This is a genomic window from Streptomyces sp. NPDC053673 (assembly GCF_055585225.1).
Genome location: NZ_JBVJKN010000033.1, coordinates 1 through 19,542 on the forward strand (window position 1 = coordinate 1; position 19,542 = coordinate 19,542).

15 protein-coding genes and 1 pseudogene are annotated in these 19,542 nt (G+C 70.2%); 3 read left to right on the forward strand and 13 right to left on the reverse strand.

Annotated features, from left to right (window positions below):
* Positions 1-158 precede the first annotated feature (158 nt).
* The 5 genes from fxsT to ACZ6ZQ_RS31685 form a co-directional block, all read right to left on the reverse strand.
* Positions 159-4,088, reverse strand: coding sequence for an FxSxx-COOH system tetratricopeptide repeat protein (gene fxsT / locus ACZ6ZQ_RS31665; RefSeq protein WP_469771954.1), 3,930 nt, complete (start codon positions 4,086-4,088; stop codon positions 159-161).
* Positions 4,072-5,448 carry an FxsC protein gene (gene fsxC, locus ACZ6ZQ_RS31670; RefSeq protein ID WP_469771955.1) on the reverse strand — a complete coding sequence of 459 codons (1,377 nt, stop codon included), beginning with the start codon at positions 5,446-5,448 and terminating at the stop codon, positions 4,072-4,074. The genes fxsT and fsxC overlap by 17 nt, the downstream gene beginning before the upstream one ends.
* Before the next feature lie 80 nt (positions 5,449-5,528).
* Complete coding sequence (locus tag ACZ6ZQ_RS31675; protein ID WP_469771956.1) at positions 5,529-6,305, reverse strand: AAC(3) family N-acetyltransferase; 777 nt, start codon at positions 6,303-6,305, stop codon at positions 5,529-5,531.
* A complete protein-coding gene (gene fxsBH / locus ACZ6ZQ_RS31680; RefSeq protein ID WP_469771957.1) occupies positions 6,295-8,508 on the reverse strand; it encodes a radical SAM/SPASM protein FxsBH, inactivated beta-hydroxylase extension form in 2,214 nt (737 codons plus the stop codon). Before fxsBH ends, ACZ6ZQ_RS31675 begins: the two co-directional genes overlap by 11 nt.
* Positions 8,509-8,548: 40 nt before the next feature.
* Entirely contained in the window at positions 8,549-8,713 is a 165-nt protein-coding gene (locus tag ACZ6ZQ_RS31685) for an FxSxx-COOH cyclophane-containing RiPP peptide (protein WP_469771958.1), read from the reverse strand.
* Positions 8,714-8,946: 233 nt separating this feature from the next.
* On the opposite strand from ACZ6ZQ_RS31685, the gene ACZ6ZQ_RS31690 reads away from it, so the two are divergent.
* Positions 8,947-9,849 carry a DUF4231 domain-containing protein gene (locus ACZ6ZQ_RS31690; RefSeq protein ID WP_469772004.1) on the forward strand — a complete coding sequence of 301 codons (903 nt, stop codon included), beginning with the start codon at positions 8,947-8,949 and terminating at the stop codon, positions 9,847-9,849.
* A 7-nt stretch (positions 9,850-9,856) separates the two neighbouring features.
* Here ACZ6ZQ_RS31690 and ACZ6ZQ_RS31695 read toward each other — a convergent pair whose 3' ends face one another.
* The 6 genes and pseudogenes from ACZ6ZQ_RS31695 to ACZ6ZQ_RS31720 all read right to left on the reverse strand — a co-directional run bounded on the left by ACZ6ZQ_RS31695 (position 9,857) and on the right by ACZ6ZQ_RS31720 (position 14,177).
* Entirely contained in the window at positions 9,857-10,336 is a 480-nt protein-coding gene (locus ACZ6ZQ_RS31695; protein ID WP_453664383.1) for a hypothetical protein, read from the reverse strand.
* 106 nt (positions 10,337-10,442) lie between these two features.
* Complete coding sequence (locus tag ACZ6ZQ_RS31700; protein WP_469771959.1) at positions 10,443-11,345, reverse strand: S1 family peptidase; 903 nt, start codon at positions 11,343-11,345, stop codon at positions 10,443-10,445.
* 272 nt (positions 11,346-11,617) lie between these two features.
* A complete protein-coding gene (locus ACZ6ZQ_RS31705; protein ID WP_469771960.1) occupies positions 11,618-12,406 on the reverse strand; it encodes a DUF1684 domain-containing protein in 789 nt (262 codons plus the stop codon).
* 3 nt (positions 12,407-12,409) lie between these two features.
* Positions 12,410-12,550: a hypothetical protein gene (locus ACZ6ZQ_RS31710; protein ID WP_469772014.1), complete on the reverse strand. Its 141-nt coding sequence runs from the start codon at positions 12,548-12,550 to the stop codon at positions 12,410-12,412.
* A gap of 13 nt (positions 12,551-12,563) precedes the next feature.
* Positions 12,564-12,793, reverse strand: a pseudogene (locus tag ACZ6ZQ_RS31715) (LLM class flavin-dependent oxidoreductase); the annotation flags it as partial.
* Between the two features lie 130 nt (positions 12,794-12,923).
* On the reverse strand, positions 12,924-14,177 hold the full coding sequence (locus ACZ6ZQ_RS31720; RefSeq protein WP_469771961.1) for a DUF5685 family protein: 1,254 nt from the start codon (positions 14,175-14,177) through the stop codon (positions 12,924-12,926).
* 288 nt (positions 14,178-14,465) lie between these two features.
* Between ACZ6ZQ_RS31720 and ACZ6ZQ_RS31725 the strand changes: the two genes are divergently transcribed.
* Positions 14,466-14,900, forward strand: a complete 435-nt coding sequence (locus ACZ6ZQ_RS31725) for a cell division protein SepF (protein WP_469771962.1) — start codon at positions 14,466-14,468, stop codon at positions 14,898-14,900.
* Between the two features lie 111 nt (positions 14,901-15,011).
* On the opposite strand, the gene ACZ6ZQ_RS31730 is transcribed toward ACZ6ZQ_RS31725, so the two are convergent.
* Together ACZ6ZQ_RS31730 and ACZ6ZQ_RS31735 are read right to left on the reverse strand one after the other, a co-directional pair.
* The gene (locus ACZ6ZQ_RS31730) at positions 15,012-16,202 is read right to left on the reverse strand and encodes an acyl-CoA dehydrogenase family protein (RefSeq protein WP_469771963.1); all 1,191 of its coding nucleotides are present in this window, start codon (positions 16,200-16,202) and stop codon (positions 15,012-15,014) included.
* A gap of 91 nt (positions 16,203-16,293) precedes the next feature.
* Entirely contained in the window at positions 16,294-18,012 is a 1,719-nt protein-coding gene (locus tag ACZ6ZQ_RS31735) for an MFS transporter (protein ID WP_469771964.1), read from the reverse strand.
* Positions 18,013-18,436: 424 nt separating this feature from the next.
* Between ACZ6ZQ_RS31735 and ACZ6ZQ_RS31740 the strand changes: the two genes are divergently transcribed.
* The gene (locus ACZ6ZQ_RS31740; protein ID WP_469771965.1) at positions 18,437-19,462 is read left to right on the forward strand and encodes a phosphatase PAP2 family protein; all 1,026 of its coding nucleotides are present in this window, start codon (positions 18,437-18,439) and stop codon (positions 19,460-19,462) included.
* Positions 19,463-19,542 lie beyond the last annotated feature (80 nt).

Consider the following 19,542-nt stretch of genomic DNA (forward strand, 5'->3'; position numbering starts at 1 on the left):
CAGGCGCCGGGCACCCCGCTACGACGTCGGCAAAACCGTCCGCCGCGAGAAGACGCTTATCGCCCTACAGCGGTTCAAGGGTTAAAGAACAAGCTAAGGGCTGTCCCGCAATACCCGGTTCTCCCCCCGCCGAGGGCAGGGGGAGAACCGAGCCCTGATCACACAGCCAGCGGCTCCAGATCGCGCTGGATCCTGCGTTCGTCGCGGGCGATCCGGGTCAGCGCGTGGTCGTCGCCGAGGAGCCGGCCGAGCTCCTCCACGGTCTCCGCGCGCAACACCGCCGACTCGTCCTTGCGGCCCAGCGCGCTGAGCGTGACGCACATGTTGGAGGCGACGGCGAGGACCTCCGGGTGGTGGGCGCCGAGGACCTCGCGGAGCTTCATGACGGCCCGCCGTTCGGTGTCCAGCGCCGCTTCCAGTTCTCCCAGGTCCGCGCGGGCGTTGGCGAGGTTGACGGTGCAGAACAGTGTGTGGGGATGGGCGGTGCCGAGGACATCGGTCATCCTGCGGATGGTGGGCAGCAGCAGCTGTTCCGCCGCCTCGGGGTCGCCGCAGCCCCACTGGTAGATGCCGAGGTTGTTGAACGCGGCGAGGGTGTACGGGTGCTTCTCGCCCGGCACCTCCCTGTACTTGTCGACGACCTCCTGCGCCAGGTCCCGCGCGGCGACCGGCTCCCCGGCCGCGAACAGGTCCGCCGCCAGGTTCAGATCGCAGGCGAGCGAGTCCGGGTGATCGTAGTCGTAGCGGGCTCGGTAGCGGTTGCGCGTCGCCGTGGTCAGCCGGCGCGCGTCCTCCAGTCTGCCCGCCCGCCGCAGTGAGACGGCGAGGCTCTTGCCCGCGGCGAGAGTGCCGGGGAAGGCCCGGCCGAGAGTCTGCTTGTAGCTGTCGTAGGTGCGGCTGAGCAGCGCCACCGAGTCCTCGTACCGGCCGACCTCCCGCAGGTCACGGGCGAGTGAGGCGGCCGACGAAAGGGTGTACGGATGGTCCGGGCCGAGCACCTCGGTGCGCCGGTCGAAGACGTCCTGGTCGATCTCGCGGGCGCGCGCGTACTGGCCGACCATGCGCAGGTTGAGTGCGAGGTTGTTGGCGGCGGCCAGGGTGCGCGGGTGGGACTCGTGGAAGATCTGGCTGAATCCCTCGTGGGCCTCGGTGGCCAGTTCCATGGCCTTGCCGTACTGGCCGAGCGTGCCGAGGTCCATGGCGAGACCGCTGGTGGTCATGTACGTGTGCGGATGGGAGGGACCGAGCACGGCCTGCTGCCGCTCCAGCGTCACCTCGTCCAGCTCTCGCGCCTCCACGTAACGGCCCTGGGAGCGCAGGATGTTGGAGAGGTGGAAGCGCAGATACAGATACTGCAGGTCGTCGTTGCCGAGCATGTCCCGCCAGGAGTCGCGCAGTTCCTCGGCGAGCTCCCCCGCCGTCTGCCAGTCACCTCGCTTCCAGAGATAGCGCACACGGTCGATGAGGAGCCGCCTGGTCTCCGGCTCCGTGCAGAAGCGGGCCTCGGACGGGCCGAGGTGCGGCCAGATGGTGTTGAACCGCGCCCAGGTCTCGGGGTTGTCGATGGGCTCGTCGTCGTCGGGGCGGGCACCGGCGAGGATCCGGTGGACGGCGTGCCGCGCGTCCATCTGCTCCTCCTCGCTGAGCTGGGCCCTGATGACGGCCTGCACCAGCCGGTGCACCTGGATCGAGTTGGAGATCTGGTCGACCTTGGCGAGGGCGAACCGGCCGATCTCCCGGATGACGCGGCCGAGTACGAGCTTCTCCTGGAGTGAGGAGTCGTAGGGCTTGAGCGCCTCGATCATCTCCTTGCTGTAGAGGAGGTTCGCGGAGATCGGCTCGGGGGCGAAGAACGCGCAGAGCTGGAGCAGCCGTACGGCCGCGGGTGAGCGTTCCTTGAGCCGTTCGATGGAGACGTTCCAGGTGGCGGCGACGGGCTCGGGGTATCCGGCGGGCTGGTTGAGCGCGAGGACGCGCGGGGCCTGCTGGCCGAGCTGCTCCAGATAGGCGGCGACGGGGGTGGCGGTCTCGGCGATCCACGCCGCGGCCTGTTCGACGGCGAGCGGCAGGTCACCGACGGCGCCGGCGACCTGGTCGGCGTCCTCGAGGGTGAGCCCGGGGGCGCGGCGCTGGAGGTGCTCGACCGACTCCTCGCGCAGGAAGACGTCGACGGGCAGCGCGTCGCCGTACTGGGACCAGGTCTGGTTCCTCGAGGTGACCAGGATGTGCCCGCCGGTCGGGAAGAACCGCTTGAGCTGCTCGGGGTCGTCGGCGTTGTCGAAGACCAGCAGCCAGCGGGAAGTCGGCACACCGCGCCGCAGCAGGTCGATGGCCTCCTGGGAGGCGGCCGCCATGTCCTCGCCGCCCTGTGCGCCGAGCCGGGTGGCGAGATCGGCGAGACCGGCGACGACCTCGTCGGTCTGCTCCGAGGAGATCCACCACACCAGGTCGTAGTCGGCCATGAAGCGGTGCACGTACTCCAGCGCCACCTGGGTCTTGCCGACGCCGCCGAGTCCGTACAGGGTCTGCGGCTGCGGAAGGACGACGGCCATTCCGCCGCCGAGCTGGTCGCGCATCCGCTCCAGGACGACGGAGCGGCCGGTGAATCCGGGGTTGCGCGGTGGCGCGTTCCAGATCTTGGGGACGGTGCCGGGGAACCGCGGCCCGGGCGAGACCCCGTCGGCGAGCTGCACGGGCCGGTCGAGGGCGCGCAGCAGCGCGGTGGTGGCGTGCACCTCGTCGAGGCGGAAGAGATCGACGGGGTTGCGGTCGATGTACGGGGTGGTGAGGCGTACGTCGCCGACGCGCAGCGGCAGCAGATGGCGCCGGCCGCCGCCGGGGTCCTCGGACGCGGCCCGTTCCCACACCTCGACGGCCCGTGCCGATTTGAGATACGCGCTGGAGAGCAGTACGACGGTGCGCGCGGCGTTCTCGGGGGCGGCCGCGCCGGAGCCGTCCGGGGAGGGTTCGGCGGAGACGTCGCGCGGTACGACGCGGAAGCCCGCACGGGTGAGGACGGATTCGATCCAGTCGGCCCACATCCGGTTCTCGGCGACGTAGCTGAGGAAGAGGTCGGCGGGCAGGGCGGGGCGGCGGCGGGTGAAGGCGTCCCTGATCCGCAGCCTGACCTCCTCGCCGACCGTGGGCATGGAGGTGATCTCCTGGTCGGTGATGACGGCGGTGAGCCGTTCGAAGGCGGAGAGCAGGGAGTTGGTGAGTCCCGCCTCGTCGCCGAAGGTGGCCAGGGTCTCCTCGTAGGCGTAGTAGGGGCGGTACGGAATCTCCACCGCGCCCCAGTAGGAGGTGAGTTCGTCGCCGGCGAGCCCGGTCGGGAACCGGTCGAACTTGAGCCGGGCGAGGGCCCGTCCGGCGTCGGCCTTCTCCTTCTCGCCCTCGTCGATGCGCATGGGAACGGGGAAGATCCGGATCCCGCGGCCGCCGTAGCGTTCGTCGATCTGGCGGGCGACGGCGGCCGCTCCGTCGATGGACTGGTCGCTGAGGGTGAAGCAGTCGACCAGGATGTCGGGCAGATGGACGGTGCAGATGTCGGCGATGTCGCTGAGGCCGGTGCGGCTGTCGATGAGGACGTAGTCGTAGTTGGCCTTCATGTCGTCGCGCAGCGCGTCGAAGAAGTGCCCGCCGCCGAGCCGGTCGTAGAAGTTGTCCCAGTCGAAGGTGGAGACGGTCGCCGAGTACTCGCGGTTCTGCTTGCCCGCGGAGACGAAGTCGAGCGTGCCGCCTTCGGGGAACTCCCAGCCCAGGGCCTCGGGGGTGAGGGAGACCGCGTGCGGCTGGATGCGCGCGTAGTCACGGTGCCAGTCGTCGGGGCGCTGCACGGGGCTGGTGGCGGCCCAGGCGTATTCGGTGATCAGGTCGATGACACCGGTGGTGGCGCCGAGCGTGGAGGGATCGAGGAAGGGGTGGAAGAAGCGGTGCAGACCGGGGGCTTCGAGGTCCCAGTCGACGGCGAGGACCCGCTTGCCGTTCGCGGCGAGTATCCAGGCCGTGTTGGCCATGGCCATCGTCCTGCCGGTGCCTCCCTTGTAGGAGTAGAAGGTGACGATGCGTCCGTCACGACTGGCTGTCATCCGTGTCCTCCGCATCGGGCGCCTGGTCGAGCATGTCGTGGATGAAGTGCGTGGTGGCGTACTCGGCGGCCATCGGGCCGCGCAGCCGGGGGCGTTCGGTATGGCTGCCGCCGGCGGGTGGATAGACCTGGGCGTGTCTCAGGTACTGCTGGGCGGCGGCCTCCACCACCTGGGGGAGGATCTGGCCGAAGGCCTCCATGCTGGGTACGCCGCGGGCGGCGGCCCGGCAGGCGGCGCGGCCCTGGCTGAGCTTGGTCGGCAGGGTCTGTTCGAGTTTGGCGCTCAGTTCGCTCTCGGCGGCGCGGCTCTGGTGGTCGTCGCGGTTCCAGGGGACGACGACGCTCACCCAGGGGCGGTTCTCGGCGTCGAAGGCGGCGAGCCGCTCCCGTCTCTCGTCGTCCTCCAGGGCCCACCGGTCGACTATCAGCAACTCCGGTCTGGTCGGGGGCTGTTTGCTGTCGAGCGGGACCGAGTCGTGGTCGAACGAGCCGACCGTGGCCTGGTAGTTGAGGGCGCGCACGAGGTCGCGTGCGACATAGGCCAGGGGCCGGTGGGCGTCCGGGTAGTACGGGTTCCAGTCCTGGGGCATGTCGCCGTAGTACTCGGGGTTGCGCCCACCGGGCAGGTCGTGGCGGGTGGGCGCGGCGACGGTGACCTGGATGGGGCGCGGGCCGCCGCCCGGCGATCCGGCCGATGCCGGTGTGCCGAAGGCGCTGGGGGCCTGCCGGTAGTCGAGGGGCCGGCTGGGGCCCACGCCGGCGGTGTCGGCGACGCTGACGATGCGTTTGGCGAGTTCGTAGACCGCACGCTCGTACTCCTCGGCGAAGATGCGGAGCTTGATGAGCCCGTAGAGCCCGTCGGTGACGTAGCGGTCACCGAAGGCTCGGTGGTTGAACTGCAACCGCTCGGCGGGGCCGGGGAGTTGTTCGGGCGGCACCGGTACCCACAGGGCGGGCACGATGGCCTCCGCGGGCCGGTTGCTCTTGGCCTGGTGGTAGATCGCCCGCTGGGCGAAGGCGTACCACTCCTTGCCGCACATCTCGCTGGCGAAATAGCGAGGCGAGAAGAGCGGTACGAAGACACGGCAGGTGGCGAGCACTTCGCCGAGCCGCTCGGACCACCCCTCACCGGAGCGTATCTCCCGGTCCATGAATCCGGCCGGAGCACCGGCCGGAAGATCGGTCATGGCCATCACATGGCCGCACAAATCCCGGAAAAGGCGCTCGACCCACATATCGGGGTCAGGCCCGCCGGCTCCGTACCTCGGCGTGTGCGCATAGCTCAAGAAGAAGTACGGCCGATGGTCCGCCGCTCGCTGCTGCGATGACGCGTGCACACGACCCCCGTCCTGTATGAACACTCACACTCACGACTGATGAAGTGCGAGCGAATTAATCATTCCGGAGCGGACCTCGCTCCATCCCCTCATCGTTCAGTCAATCAACGCCGCTTTTCGGACATCCACACCACGGCATGGTCCACGGCGTTCTTGATCGAGAACAACCTTGCGACCGTTCTTCCCAGTTGTCCCTTCTGCTCCACATTCCAGGCGAAGGCGGCTCCGACCGCCTCGAAATCACTGTCGTCCAGGGAAACGTCCTCGTATTCCGTCCATTCCGGCCCGTCCGTCCCACGCACCACACAGCGATAGCGCCGGCGTGGTGCACCCGGCCGGTATTCCGCGAGGTGAAAGGCCGTGCACACGGCGAAACCCACATTGATCATCAATACGTCGGCCCCGGCCTGGTAGAGCGCACCCAGCGGCGACTCGGGTCCGAGATGGGAGTGGAGCGGATGCCGGGAGAGCAGCTCGTGTGCCCGCCGCCCGAGCGCGGCGAAGGACGTCTGGGGATGGGCGCTGCGCACCGCGCCCCGGGTGGTCCGTACGGACTCGGCCAACCGGCCCATCCCGGGGCACGGTGTCGTGGCGGGGTCGAAGGCGGGCATCGTGGCCCGGAAGGCCGCCGCCTGAGTGGGTGTCATTCCGGCCACCCGTCGCAGATGGGCGGCGGATGTCTCCGAGTTCTCCGGGGTGAAGGCGGGCACCACCAGCGTGCCGTCCTCGCCCAGCGCCGTCAGCAGTGCGTCGCGCAGTGTCCGTGCGTCCAGACCCGAGCCGCTGAGCCCGGCGTGGACGAGGACCGTCGACCCCTCCCGTAATCCCAGCCGTACCAGCTGTCGTACGAGCCTGTCGCGCTCATCGGCTTCATCGGTCACGGTCCGCCTCTTCCCGCAGCTGGGCCAGCAGACACTTCCCGGCGACGGTAAGTTCCGGCGCGCGGTCCAGGGTGTCCAGCGCCCGCAGGGCCTCCTCGGTGCTGCCCGGCTCGAATGCGGCGAGCCCTGCCCGTTCGTACGCCCCCGCCAGCAGCTCCGACACCGGGACGGGCGCCTCCTGCCAGGGTGCGGGGTGGCGCCACAGCCCGTCCTCGGCATGGAGGTCGGTGACTTCGACGAGCGCCTGGAACCGCGCCCTGCGATGGCCGCGCAGCAGCGCGGGCGCCAACTCCCGGGCGGTGCCCCGCACCGGGATCCCGAGCCCGCCGAAGCCGTGCCGGCCCACGGACGGCCCGGGACCGTCGACCGGGGTCAGCGTGGTCAGCGATCCGGCGGCGGCCGCGGCCTGTTCCGGTGCGCGCTCCCGCAGCAGGACCCAGGCGTGGGCCAGCCGGCCGGTCCAGCCCGCGGCCTCTGCGAGGCCGAGCCGGGGCAGGGCCGGGGAGCCGAAGCAGTGCCGGTACGGGTCGAGGTCGTCGATCGCGAGATCGGGCGCACCGTCCCGGCCGAGCCTGCGCACGGGCTGCCAGCCGACGCCCGGCTCGTCGAGCCGGGCGACCCGCCGCTCACCGCCGGCGGACCGGACCAGGAAACCCTTCTCGACGGGCTGCACCTCAGCGGTGCCTCGGGTCTTCTCACCGGTCAGCCGCAGCTCGCCGAGCGTCGGCAGGAGCAGTACGCCGTCGTCGTACGGGACCTGCACCGGGAGGTCGATTCCGCCGCGTACGACGGCGGCGGCGACCGACGCCGCCAGCCGGCCGGCCGGCGCGGTGACGGCTCCCGGCCGCTCCTCGTGCAGCGCGTCCAGGGCGCCGAGCAGCCAGCCGCGGGTGTACGGGTGGGTCAGTACGTCATCGAGCCCGCCGGAGCTCCGGTCGACGGTGCCTGCCAGCTCCCAGGCCCGGGCCCAGGTCTCGCCGCCGCGGCCGTCCAGTTCGCTGTTGAGTTCGGCGAGGAGGAGCCGCGTCAGCTCGTGCTGGTCGGCGCGCAGGGCGCTGTCGTCGGTCACGGCGGGCGCCACGGACCCGGCGGCGGTGCGGTGCTCGATGCCGCGGATCAGGGCTTCGAGGTCCGTGCAGTACACGGAGGTGTTGTCGAAGCCGGAACCGGAGCGGTAGCGGTGGGTGTAGAGGCCGCCGCCGCAGGAGCGGACGACGGGGCACTGCCGGCAGGTCTCGCCGACGCCTGCGAGACCGAGCTGACGGGCTCTGACGCCGGGGTGCGCGGCGACCTCGTCGAAGGAGTGGGTGTACACGTCGAAGCCGGTGGCGGCGGCGCCTTCGTAGGCGCTCTTGAGCGAGTCGACCTGCTCCAGGGTCCCGTCGGTCTCCACCACGACGAGATCGGTGGGCGCGAGTCCGAGCGATTCGGTGAGGCTCGGGCCGCCGGAGAGGGTGGACAGGACCGATGCGAAGAGCCGCACCGGCACCGGGCGGCCCTGCCGGTCCCAGCGGTCGAAGACGGTGAGGATCCAGTCGGCGTACGCGGTCGGGGAGCCGTCGGGCCGTGGGGGCGGCTCGTCCCAGGTGGCGTGCGGCAGCAGGTAGTCGATGCGCGGCGGATCGAGCTCCATCAGCGCGTCGTGCACGGCGACCGGGTCGTTGGCGACGTCGATGGTGCACAGGAGGCCGAGGTCGAGATGGCGGTAGCGGTCCTGGCGGAGCAGCTCGACGGCCCGGAGGACGAGGGGGTGGCTGCTGCGGCCGTCCGCGAAGCGGCGGTGGCGGTCATTGGCGGCCCTGTCCCCGTCGAGGGAGATGCCGACCCGGACGCCGAACTCGTCGAAGACGTCCAGATAGCGGGGGCTGAGCTGCAGGCCGTTGGTATGAATCCGCAGGTCGAGAGCGGCGATGCCGTCGAGGGCTGTCGTGAGCTCCTCGCAGATACGGCGGAGCCGGGAGGGACCGGCCAGTAGAGGCTCCCCTCCGTGCAGGATCACTGACACGGAGGGCAGGGCATGTTTCTTCGCATGCTCGGCCAGTCGCAGAGCTGTCCAGAAAATCGCCTCGTCAGAGATTGTCTTGGGGCGGGTACGCCAGCTCTGATCAGCGTGTTCGTAGATATAGCAGTGGTCGCAAGCAAGATCACATCTGCTGTGGACCTTCAGTACGATCTCGCGGAATGGGACCACGGGTCCGGTCATTCCACCAGTCTAGGGGCAGGCCCAAGGGCCTGGAGCCGGACTAGAGCGCGGAGTTGAAGGTGGACATCCGTACGGTGCGGTCGAGGGCGGTGGGGCGCACGCGGCCGAGCTTCTTGACTGCGTCGGCACCGCGCACGTCGATCTCGGTGACGGGCACCCGATTCTTCTTCGCGGTGGCGAAGGTGACTGAGGTCTGGAAGGTCACGACGGCCATCCTTGGGCATGTTGTGCGAACAGGGGAAACCGTGCACCGTTGCAGTGTCGGCGGCACGACTTTACTCTCATGGCCACCCACAGCAACTCGGCACGTAGCGCTGAAACAAAAGCGTTGCGCGAGTATTCCCCACTCCGAACGGAACAAGCCATTCCATCGAACGAGTGAAGCCAAATCCGCAGAGGGGGATGCGCATGACCGGGATTCCCGGCCATCTGCAAAGTATGGTCTTCCGAAACGCTGATCTGCCGGTTCTCTTTCACCGCGCGGACGAGACAGCCATCTCACGGCAGCGCCAGTCGGTCAACGGTACCCGGCTGCAGCTGCTCCTCCTGGTCCTCGGTGCGGCGCTGGCCGCACTGCCGTGGCGGGGGAGGATCGGCGACTCCTTCCAACTCATCGGCGCGCTCAGCGCGTTGGCGTACGCCTGGGTGCTCGTCGTCAGCTTCCGCGGTTCACGCAACCGAGCAAAGTCGCATTGGCAACTCAACCGCTCCGCAGCCGAGTTCATCCGGTCGATGTGCTGGCGCTACGCCGTGCACGGAGCACCCTTCGACTCCAACTCCCCCGATCCTGACGGGCTGTTCACCACCCGACTGGAAGAGGGGTTGCAGGAGCTGCGGAAGGTCGGCTGGGTGGATCCGCGCGAGAGCGGCGAGAGCGCTGCCGGCGCGGAGCTGATCACCACGCCGATGCGGCTGTTACGGGAGAAGGTCTTCAGCGTCCGCAAGGAGACCTACGTACGGGACCGCCTCATCGAACAGCGCAACTGGTACCACCGGCGTGCCGAGATCTCCCGGCGAGCCACCACCTTGTGGACGGTGACGATCGCCCTGCTCACCCTGCTCGCTCTGCTGTTCGGGACGCTGCGCACCTTCTCGGTCTCCGACTCGGCCGAGCCGGCGGGGCTGCTGTCCGCCGCCGCGGCGGCGTGTCTGGCGTGGAGCGAGATCCGCCGGCATCAGCCGCTGATAGCGGCTCACTCGCTGGTCGAGGAGGATCTGGCCGCGATCCACATCGCCATGGAGACGTCGGTGTCCGAGCAGCAGTGGCCGTCGGCGGTGTACGAGACCGAGCGGATCGTCTCGCCCCAGCACACCGACTGGCTGGTGCGGCATCGGAGTTGACAGGGGTTCAGGTACGTTCGACACCGTCGCGCCAGATCACCGTGACGGGCTTGCCGTGCTCGCGCGCGTACCGGACGATGTCGCCGGTACCGCCGAGCCCGCGGGCGGGACGGCCGTCCCAGACCGCGAGCAGCCGGTCGCAGTTGTCGGCGATGTAGGTGCCCGCGGCGTAGTAGGCCTCGTCCGTGGAGTGCGGGAAGGCCATGCGAACCTCCTGGCTGGCCCGGCCCTTGAGCCGCCGGTAGCAGGCCAGGGCCTCGGGGTCGTCGAATCCGTCCTCGTAGTCGCCGCTCGGGATCACGACGGTCAGCGCGGCGCCGCAGTCCAGGGCTATGTCGGCGAAGAGCTGGTCGGCGCCCTCGGCGAGGCTGGAGAGCGCTTCCATGGCTTCCTCGTGGCCGCACAGCAGCGCCTTCATGGCGGCCAGCACATGGGGCATGGCCTCGGGAGGAATGCTTCTGTGGCCGGTCACTCCGATGCGCTTCATCCGCCCCCGCTCCTTCTGTGGCCGACCGCTCTGCCATCCTCTCAAAAGTGTGCAATACGTCGAGCCCCCGCCCGGAGTGCGGGCGGGGGCTCTTGTTGACCGGAGGTCAGTAGACGCTGACGCCGTACGCGCTCAGGGCCTCGGTCACCGGCTGGAAGAAGGTCGTACCGCCGGAGCTGCAGTTGCCGCTGCCGCCGGAGGTCAGGCCGATGGCCCGGCTGCCGGAGTAGAGCGGACCGCCGCTGTCGCCCGGTTCGGCGCACACGTTCGTGCGGATCATGCCGTAGACGATGTCACCGCCGCCGTAGTTCACCGTGGCGTTGAGGCCGGTGACGCTGCCGCTGTGGGTGCCGGTCGTGGAGCCGCGGCGGGTCACGGACATCCCGACGGTCGCGTTGGCCGCGCTGGTGATGTCGACGCCGCCGACGGTGCCCGGGTGGGACAGCGAGGTGTTGGAGTAGCGCACGAGGCCGTAGTCGTTGCCCGGGAAGCTGGATCCCGCCGTCGGACCGATGCTCGTGGTGCGCGAGGAGTTGGTGTACCAGGGCGGGTTGCCGTCGGTGCAGTGGCCGGCGGTCAGGAAGTAGTACGTGCTGCCGCTGCGGACGTTGAAGCCGAGGGAGCAGCGCCAGCTGGTCGCGTAGATGGCGTCGCCGCCGGAGATCAGCTTGGAGAACTTGCCGGGGGTGCGCTCGATGCGGATCGCGCCGGCGTTGGCGCCTGCCTCACGCTTGATCTGCGCGATCTCCGCCTTGGAGACCGTGGAGTCGGCCGTGACGACAAGCGTGTTGGTTGCTTTGTCGATGTGCCAGGCGGTACCGGCCACATCGGCGGTCAGGACGGCGTCGCTCGCGGCGGAGAGCTGGGTCGCGCTGAAGGTGCTGGGTGCCTCGTCGGCGCTGGCGGTGGGGATCGCCAGGGCGGCGGCGGCCACGAGGCCGGTGGTCACGGCGAGCAGACGGATGCGTCTCGCCACGCCATGGGTGGGGGTGGTGCGCTTGATCCTCACTTCTCGTTCCTCCCGAGGGGAATCCGGGGGCCCGGCTGTGGGGTGACGGGCCCGTGAGGCGCAGCCAGAAGGCTCGTTGTGTGCCCGGATTCCAGCTGCGTGTCCGGAATCCGGATAGGTCGTGCCCCTGACAAGCGCTGCTCGGGAGTATTCGTGTCGTCAACTATCCGCGCAAGGGCGCCTTTCGGCCGCGCGGCGGCGTTGTACGCCGGACGGCCCCGGCGGCTCGGTGGCCGCCGGGGCTGGGAAGTCCCGCGCCTGTATAGGACGGGTCAGCGGGTCAGGAGGTTCCGCTCGCCGGCCGGGATGCCCGTCGTGAGCGTGTTGCCAGGAGGCGGGAAGGGGCAGATGAAGTGATCGGCGAAGGCGCAGGGCGGCAGCAGGGCCCGGTTGAAGTCGACAGTCACGGAGCCGTCCTCGGCAGGCGCGTCGGGCCGCAGAAAGCGGAACCGGTAACTGCTCTTTCCGCTGGTCGCGTCGGCGAAGACGGCCCACAGCGAGCCGTCCGCCTCGACGGCCACCCGGAGACTGTGCACAGCGCCCTGGAGCGCGAAGGCGATCTCGCCGGACAGGCCCAGTCCGCGCTCGCGCCCGTCGGCGTTCTCGACCCGGACGCTGCGGTGCTCCGCGTAGGGAAGGAACCGCCCCGGAACCCTCCAGCGCGCGTCGTACGGCGTGGCCTCGATGCCCCGGAAGGCCTGCCGTGCCGCAGAGCCGGGGTCGAAGTCCCGTACCGCCCAGAGCCCTTCGCGGCGCAGCACGACGAGCCGCCGGTCGCCGTGCGCCACCCGCGATTCACCGACCGGCGCATGGTCCGAGGAAAGCCTGACCTCGCCGGTCAGCGGCTCTCCGTCGACGGTGAGACCCTCCTCGGCGGTAGCGGTCAGCACCACCTCGTCACCGTCCTGGCGCCAGACGCCGGGGACGGCCGGAATTCGACCTTCCGGGTAGTCGGCGAGCCAGTGTGTGCCGGTGAGGGAGAGCGGTCCGTGCGGCGCCGAGACCGCTGCGGTGCGACGCTCGTGCCAGCTCTTCCAGTCCTGGTGCGGGTCGCTTGTCATGCGTCAACCCTTCCATACGGGCTCGGCGAGTCCCAGATGTGACCGCAAGTCGATCTGGCTGCGGGAGCGGTGGCCGGCCCGGACGGTGGTGCCGTCGACGCCCGGGAAGTGGGCGGCCGGATGGATCGCCTTCGCTGTGGTCATGCCGTACGCCCCCTGGGTGTGCGTACTGGCCGGCGGGACGGGCCAGGCCCAGGTGCTCGCGGAGTGTGCCGCCCGGGTAGAAGGTGCGGAACAGGCCGCGGTGCTGGAGCAGGGCGACCGTCCCGTTGACGATCGCTCCAGATCGCGGTGGGGCGCGAGGGGCGCGAGATGGAAGCCGTCCACGGCGGCTTCCCGGCGCCACCGGGTGATCAGCTCGACGAGGTCGACCGGGCCACCGCTGAAGTGTGACGCACACCCCTGCCCGCTACTCCGCGCCGACCGTGCACCGGACCACGGCACCTTTCGGCGTTTCGGTCTTTCGGTCTTTCGGCCTTTCGGCCTTTCGGCCTTTCGGTGCAGGGGTGACGCCTCGTCAGCAGCCGTCGCAGGGGCAGCAGCAGTCACAGCCACCGCAGTCGCAGTTGCAGTCGCACTTGTGGCAGCAGCCTTCGCGCTTCTTCCGGGACCAGGGTCCCTCGTACTCGCTCGCGCAGCAGAGCCGGCACGTGCAGAACAGGCCGGTGAAGACCGCGCAGCCCGCCCAGAAGCCGCGCGGCTTCGGCTTCGGGGACTCCCCGCCGTCGAACTGCGGGGGCAGCCCGCCGGCACCACCAGCACCACCAGCACCACCCACACCACCAGCACCACTGGCACCACCGCCCCCGTACGGGTTCCCGCCGCCGTACGGGTTGCTGGAGCCGTACGGCCCCGCCGCGCCCCCGTACGGATTACCCTGCGGCGGCTGCTGTCCGTACCCCTGGTGCGAGCAGGTCGTCGTGCCGAACGACCGGTCCACGGACTGCCGCAACTCGTGCGCGAGCAGTACGTGCAGCAGCTTGTCGTCGACGAACTCCGCGTCGCGCAGCGCGAGCCTGATGCCGTGCACCGCGTCGTCGGCGAGTCGGCGTGCCTCGCCCAGGGACGTGCCGGTCGCCGTGAGCGGGTTCCACGAGCCCGACGCGGCGTCAGCTTCCCGGTCCTCCACGGCATCCAGGAGATGCGCCAGCCGTCCGAAGAGCCGGCCCGCCTCGGCGAGGGGGGCCATGTTCTGCGGTCGTCCGGCGAGCACGGCTGTGTGCGCGAAGGCCGCCGCCGTGGCCGTCTCGGTCGGTTCGGTGATCGTGAGCAGCGGGGTGCCGGGGCCGGCCAGCGCCTCGATACCGCTCTGGCGGTCGACGGCGTCGACGAGCACGGCCGTGTCGAAGCCCAGCGCCGCACCGGTCCGTGCGCCGGCCCGGTCCCAGCCGGCGGCGACGCGGCGGGCCGCCGCGGCCACCGGCTTGCGCGCCAACAGCCCGTCCCGGTCGGCGACGTGGTCCCGTACCTTCGCGGACGCCAGCACCAGTGAGACCGCTGCCGCCAGCCGGGCGCCTTCCCCGCGCGCGACCGGCGCGGTCCGCATCGCCCGCAGCGGGCACGGCCCCGCCGTACGCCGCTGCCCCGGCGTGCGCTCGGTCTGAGCCTCCGTCAGAACCGAGACGATGAGCCCGTCGTAGTTGGTGACGACCCGGGCAAGCTGCCCGTGGTCGGCGCGAAGTGCCAGGCAGAGGCCGCAGAGATGGGCCATCCACTCCGTTTTGAGACCGTCCGTGAGCCGATGAGTGCACGGCCTGACGATTCCGAACAAGACGTTCCCCCGAGAGTCGTTCGAGTGTGCGGCCCGCATGGTATCCGAGCGGTCCGTTCACCCGTACGTCCCCGGCCTCACCCATCTGGCCCGACATTCATATTTTGCTTCGATATGAGGCTTGCCAGGGCCCTTACGCTGGAAGAACCTTGACGAATCGCCACATCTTCTGCACCAGTACCGTCACGAATCCCCTGCGCGGCGACTATCCACTTGGCGCGCGATCCGCATTATGGACGACCATAGGGATGCGGAACCACAAGTGACCGCAGTTGAAAGGAGGCGTCCATGGGATCGGTGCGCAAGGCGAGTGCATGGCTGGGTCTCGTCGAGGACAACGACGAGCGTTACTACGACGACGAGTACGCCGAGAGTGCGGGAGCCGGCGACCAGTGGGTCACCGACCCGCGGGTCCGTGTGGCCTCCGAGTCGGCCGAGGAGCACGGCCGCCGGATCGCCACCATTTCGCCGGACAGCTTCCGTGATGCGCGAGGTATCGGGGAGCTCTTCCGGGACGGTGTCCCGGTCATCGTGAACCTCACGTCCATGGAGCCCGCGGACGCGAAGCGGGTCGTGGACTTCGCCGCAGGACTGACCTTCGGTCTGCGCGGCTCGATCGAGCGCGTCGCGAACCGGGTCTTCCTGCTGACCCCCGCCGACACGGAGATCGTCAGCGAGGAGTCCGCGAGCCGCGACAGCGGCGGCTTCTTCAACCAGAGCTGAGGCCGGGGATGCTTTCCGGCCCGCGCCAGAGCCGCTGCGAGATGCAGCGGCGCCGGGGGAACGCGGCAGTCAGATGCGCGGCAACCAGCGCTGAGCAGGGTGCTCGCCGGTCTACCTGAAGGCATCCAGACCAGTGAGCGCCTTGCCCAGCACGAGCTGGTGCATCTCGACGGTGCCCTCATAGGTGAGTACCGACTCGAGGTTGGTCGCGTGCCGCATCACGGGGTATTCGAGCGAGATCCCGTTGGCGCCGAGAATCGTCCGCGAGGTGCGGCAGATCTCGATCGCTTCCCGCACGTTGTTGAGCTTTCCGAAGCTGACCTGCTCCGGTCGGAGCGTGCCCGCGTCCATCCTTCGCCCGAGGTGGTGGGCGAGCAGGATGCCCTTGTGCAGTTCGAGTGCCATGTCGGCGAGCTTGGCCTGGGTGAGCTGGAAGCCGCCGATGGGCTTTCCGAACTGCTCGCGCGTCCTGGCGTAGTCGAGCGCCGCCTCGAAGCTGGAGCGAGCCGCGCCCATCGCACCCCAGACGATTCCGTAGCGCGCGTGCGACAGACAGCTGAGCGGGCCCTTCAGCCCGGTGACCTCCGGAAGTACGGCATCCGCAGGCAGTCGTACCTCGTCGAGGACGAGCTCGCTCGTGACGGATGCGCGCAGCGACCACTTGTGCTTGATCTCGGGAGCGGAGAAGCCGGGGACGTCGGCCGGGACGACGAATCCACGAATCCCCTCGTCGGTCTGCGCCCAGACGACGGCGACCCCGGACACCGAGCCGTTGGTGATCCACATCTTGCGGCCGGTCAGTACCCAGTCGGAGCCGTCGCGCTTGGCGTGCGTGCGCATTCCGGCCGGGTCGGAGCCGTGGTCGGGCTCGGTCAGCCCGAAGCAGCCGATGGTCGAGCCCTCCGCCATGGAGGGCAGCCACCGCTGCTTCTGCTCCTCGGAGCCGTACTTCCAGATCGCGTACATGGCGAGCGAGCCCTGGACGGAGACCAGGGAGCGGATGCCGGAGTCGGCGGCCTCCAGCTCCAGGCAGGCCAGTCCGTACTGGACAGCGGTGGCGCCCGCGCAGCCGTAGCCGGTCAGGGACATACCGAGCGCGCCGATCGATCCGAGTTCGCGGGCAAGTTCGCGAATGCCGGGAAGTTCGCCGCTCTCGTACCAGTCGGCGACGTACGGCAGGACGCGGTCGGCGGCCCAGGAGCGGACCGTGTCACGGATCGCGAGGTCCTCCGGGTCCAGGAGGTCGTCGATGCCGAGGGGGTCGGCGGGGTCGAAGGGCGGCAGCTTCGAGGGTGCGGACATGAGGGTGCCTCCGGCGGCTCGCACGGCGCTGTGTCAGAAACCCAGCAAAAACCTAGCAGTGGTAGTTAATGCTCGGCGCTGACGTTACGGCTCAGTGTGCCGTGCGTCCAGAGCGGGCCTGGCCCGCCGCCTCGGCGGGTGTCCTCCGGGCCGGGACGGCCACGTGCTCGTGCGGCTCGGCGGGCACCTGCTCGCGCGGCACGGCGGACTGCACCTTCTGCTCGGGCAGCTCGACAGCCTGCACCTGCTGCTCGGGCAGCTCGGCGGACTGCGCCGCGCACTCCATCACCTTCGGCAGCCGCAGCGCGGCCACCGCTCCGAGCAACAGCAGCCCGGCGCTGACGAGCAGCGAGACATGCAGCCCGTGGACGAAGGACTGGCGGGCCGCGATCCGCAGCGCGTCCCCGGCAGGTCCGCCCAGCTGGGCCGCCACCTCATAGGCCTCGCCCAGCGAATTGGCCGCGGCGGAGCGGGCGGCCGTCGGTGCGCTCCCGGCCGCGGCGAGCCCGGGCGCGTACGCGGCGTTCATGACGCTGCCGAGCAGCGCGATGCCCATTCCGGCGCCGAGCTGGTACGAGGTCTCACCGATGGCCGCGGCTCCGCCCGCCTGTTCCGCGGGAGCCTCGCTGAGCATCGACTCGTACGCGGCGAAGAGCGTGGTCTGCAGACCGAAGCCGAGCAGGACGAAGCCGCCGGTGAGCAGCAGCGGCCGGTCGTGCTGTCCCATCAGCGTCAGCAACAGCACGGCGCCGGCAGTCAGTACGAAGCCCCAGCCGACCATCCGGCGCGGGCCGAGGCGGCGCAGGGTGAACGAGCCCGTGGCGCCCGCGGCCATGGCGGCGAAGGTGAGGGGCAGCAGCCGCAGCCCGGTCTCCAGCGGGCTCAGCCCGAGCACCAGCTGGAGGTACTGGACGGCGATCAGCTCCAGGCCGACGAGCGCCAGCATGGCCAGCACGATGCAGCCCACCGAGGTGGAGAAGGTCGCCCTGGCGAACATCCGCATGTCGATGAGGGGATGCTCGCGGCGCTTCTGGCGTCGTATGAACAGGGTGAGGAGCAGAGTTCCGGCGAGCAGCGGGCCGAAGGTGCGCGGATCGGTCAGGGCGTCGCCCGCGCCGAGCCGCTTCACGCCGAGGACCACGCCGAGCACACCGGCCGCGGCCATCAGGGCGCCCAGCACGTCCCAGGGGCCGTCGCCGCTGCCCTTGGACTCGGGGAGCAGCCAGCGGCCGATCGGCAGGATCAGTGCCATCAGCGGAATGTTGATCAGGAAGACCGAGCCCCACCAGAAGTGCTGGACGAGGAAGCCGCCGAGGACGGGGCCGGTGGCGGCTCCCACGGCAGCGACCGCGGTCCAGATTCCGATGGCGGTGGCACGCTCACGGCGGTCGGGGAAGACCGCCCGGAGTATGGAGAGCGTCGCGGGCATGATCATCGCGCCGCCGACGCCGAGCAGCGCGCGGGCCGCGATGAGCACCTCGGGGGTGGTGGCGAGCGCCGCGACGGCGGAGGCCACCCCGAAGAGGGCGTAGCCGAGGAGCAGGATGCGGCGGCGTCCCACGCGGTCGCCGAGGGTGCCGAAGAGGATCAGCAGCGCGGCGCACACGAGCGGGTAGGCGTCGACTATCCAGAGCAGCTCCACCCCGCTGGGGCGGAGGTCCTCGGTGACGGCGGGCACCGCGACATGGAGCACGGTCGCGTCGAGCGCGACCAGCAGAAGGCTGACGCAGAGGACGAGCAGGACGACCCAGCGGTTGGCACCGCCACCGGTGGCGCGCGGGCGCGCTCCGGCCGTGGTCGTCCAGGACATGTACGTACCTCCCAAGGATTCCCTCGCTCTCGGTGGGCCAGCCGGGGACGGGGCCCTCGGGGCGGCCCGGCATCGACGGGCGAGTGATCAGCCAGGGTACGCGAGTCCGGGCCGGTGGCGCGTGGTGCACCTCTCACCTCGGCGGGCCCGGGGGTGTGGCGTGCGCCACGCCGGGGCGCCACGGGGGTGGTACCCGGTGTGCTCCGAACGGCCCCGTAATTCCGGGCGCCAATCGCGTGAACTGTTTCTGCTGCTACAAACACACTTACGAAGAAGGCCGCCCGGATAATAGGGCTCAAGGTCACTTTGAATTCCGGAACGGCTCTGAATGAATGTGCGGCTGAGACATAGTCCACATCACATCGTCATCACGAAGAGCCAGGATCGGCCTGGGCCCACACTCACTCGCTGTAACGTCGATTGGGTGCGTACCGACATCTTTGCCCGTCTGGACCGGGAGCCGGAGCCGCCGAAGATAGAGATCCCGCGGATGAGCCGCACCCGTCTCGCCCTCTTCGGCGGGACCTCGGCGTTCTATCTCGCCATCGTCGTGGCTGTGCTCCTCTCGTCCTGGCTGGTGGTCATCGACTGGAAGGTCATGCTCTTCCGGCCGTACCAGCAGTGGCCGGAGCTGCACGCGTTCCTGGACTACTTCGTGGTGCTCGGCCAGCGCGGCCCGACCGCCGTGATGGTGGCGGCCTGGCTGGGCTGGCGCTCGTGGCGGCAGCACACCCTGCGGCCGCTGCTGGCGCTGGGCGCCTCGCTGCTGCTGCTGAACGCCACGGTGGGCGCGGTCAAGCTCGGCCTCGGTCGGCTCGGACCCCACTACGCGACGCAGATCGGCTCCGCCGAGCTCTTTGCCGGCGGCGATATATTTCCCTCCGGCCACACCGCCAACGCCGTCGTGACCTGGGGAATCCTCGCGTACCTGGCTACCACCCCGAGGGCCAGACGGTATCTGTCGGCGCTGTCGGCCGTGGTCGCCCTGGGCGTCGGCCTGACGACGGTGTACCTCGGCACGCACTGGCTGAGCGACGTTCTGCTCGGCTGGGCCGCCGGGCTGCTGATCCTGCTCGCGCTGCCCTGGTGCGAGCCGCTGATCGGGCACACCGAGGCCTTCGTCCTCTCGCTGCGCGACCAGCTGCGTGCGCGCCGTCTGCCGGTGCCCTCGCTTCCGGTCGCGTCGGGCGGTCCGCGTCCGGCCATATACCCGCAGCGGCTTCCGGCGGAGGACGGGGAGCCGGTGCGCCACCCGGTGGGCGCGGGCAACTCCGGCCGTACGCCGGGCACTGCCCGGAGCGCCGCGGGCCCGGCGGTGTCCGCCAACGTCACCACGGCTCAGCTCGCCCAGGCGCGTCCGCACCCGCACGCGGTGCGCTCGGAGCGCACGCCCGTCACCCCGGTCGGCAGCCGCCGTCCGCCGCGCTCGCGCCATCTGGCGGGCGGCTGACGGCGCGGGAGACGGCGGTGGCACGCACCGGGCCCGCACACTCCCGCACCACACGGCGAAGGCCCCGACAACGGTCGGGG

Coding starts and splice junctions, on each gene's coding strand:
- ACZ6ZQ_RS31725 (WP_469771962.1), top strand. CDS start 14,466: ATGGGATCGGTGCGCAAGGCGAGTGCATGGCTGGGTCTCGTCGAGGAC.
- ACZ6ZQ_RS31735 (WP_469771964.1), bottom strand. CDS start 18,012: ATGTCCTGGACGACCACGGCCGGAGCGCGCCCGCGCGCCACCGGTGGC.
- ACZ6ZQ_RS31705 (WP_469771960.1), bottom strand. CDS start 12,406: ATGACAAGCGACCCGCACCAGGACTGGAAGAGCTGGCACGAGCGTCGC.
- ACZ6ZQ_RS31690 (WP_469772004.1), top strand. CDS start 8,947: ATGGTCTTCCGAAACGCTGATCTGCCGGTTCTCTTTCACCGCGCGGAC.
- ACZ6ZQ_RS31710 (WP_469772014.1), bottom strand. CDS start 12,550: ATGACCACAGCGAAGGCGATCCATCCGGCCGCCCACTTCCCGGGCGTC.
- fxsT (WP_469771954.1), bottom strand. CDS start 4,088: ATGACAGCCAGTCGTGACGGACGCATCGTCACCTTCTACTCCTACAAG.
- ACZ6ZQ_RS31730 (WP_469771963.1), bottom strand. CDS start 16,202: ATGTCCGCACCCTCGAAGCTGCCGCCCTTCGACCCCGCCGACCCCCTC.
- fxsBH (WP_469771957.1), bottom strand. CDS start 8,508: ATGACCGGACCCGTGGTCCCATTCCGCGAGATCGTACTGAAGGTCCAC.
- ACZ6ZQ_RS31695 (WP_453664383.1), bottom strand. CDS start 10,336: ATGAAGCGCATCGGAGTGACCGGCCACAGAAGCATTCCTCCCGAGGCC.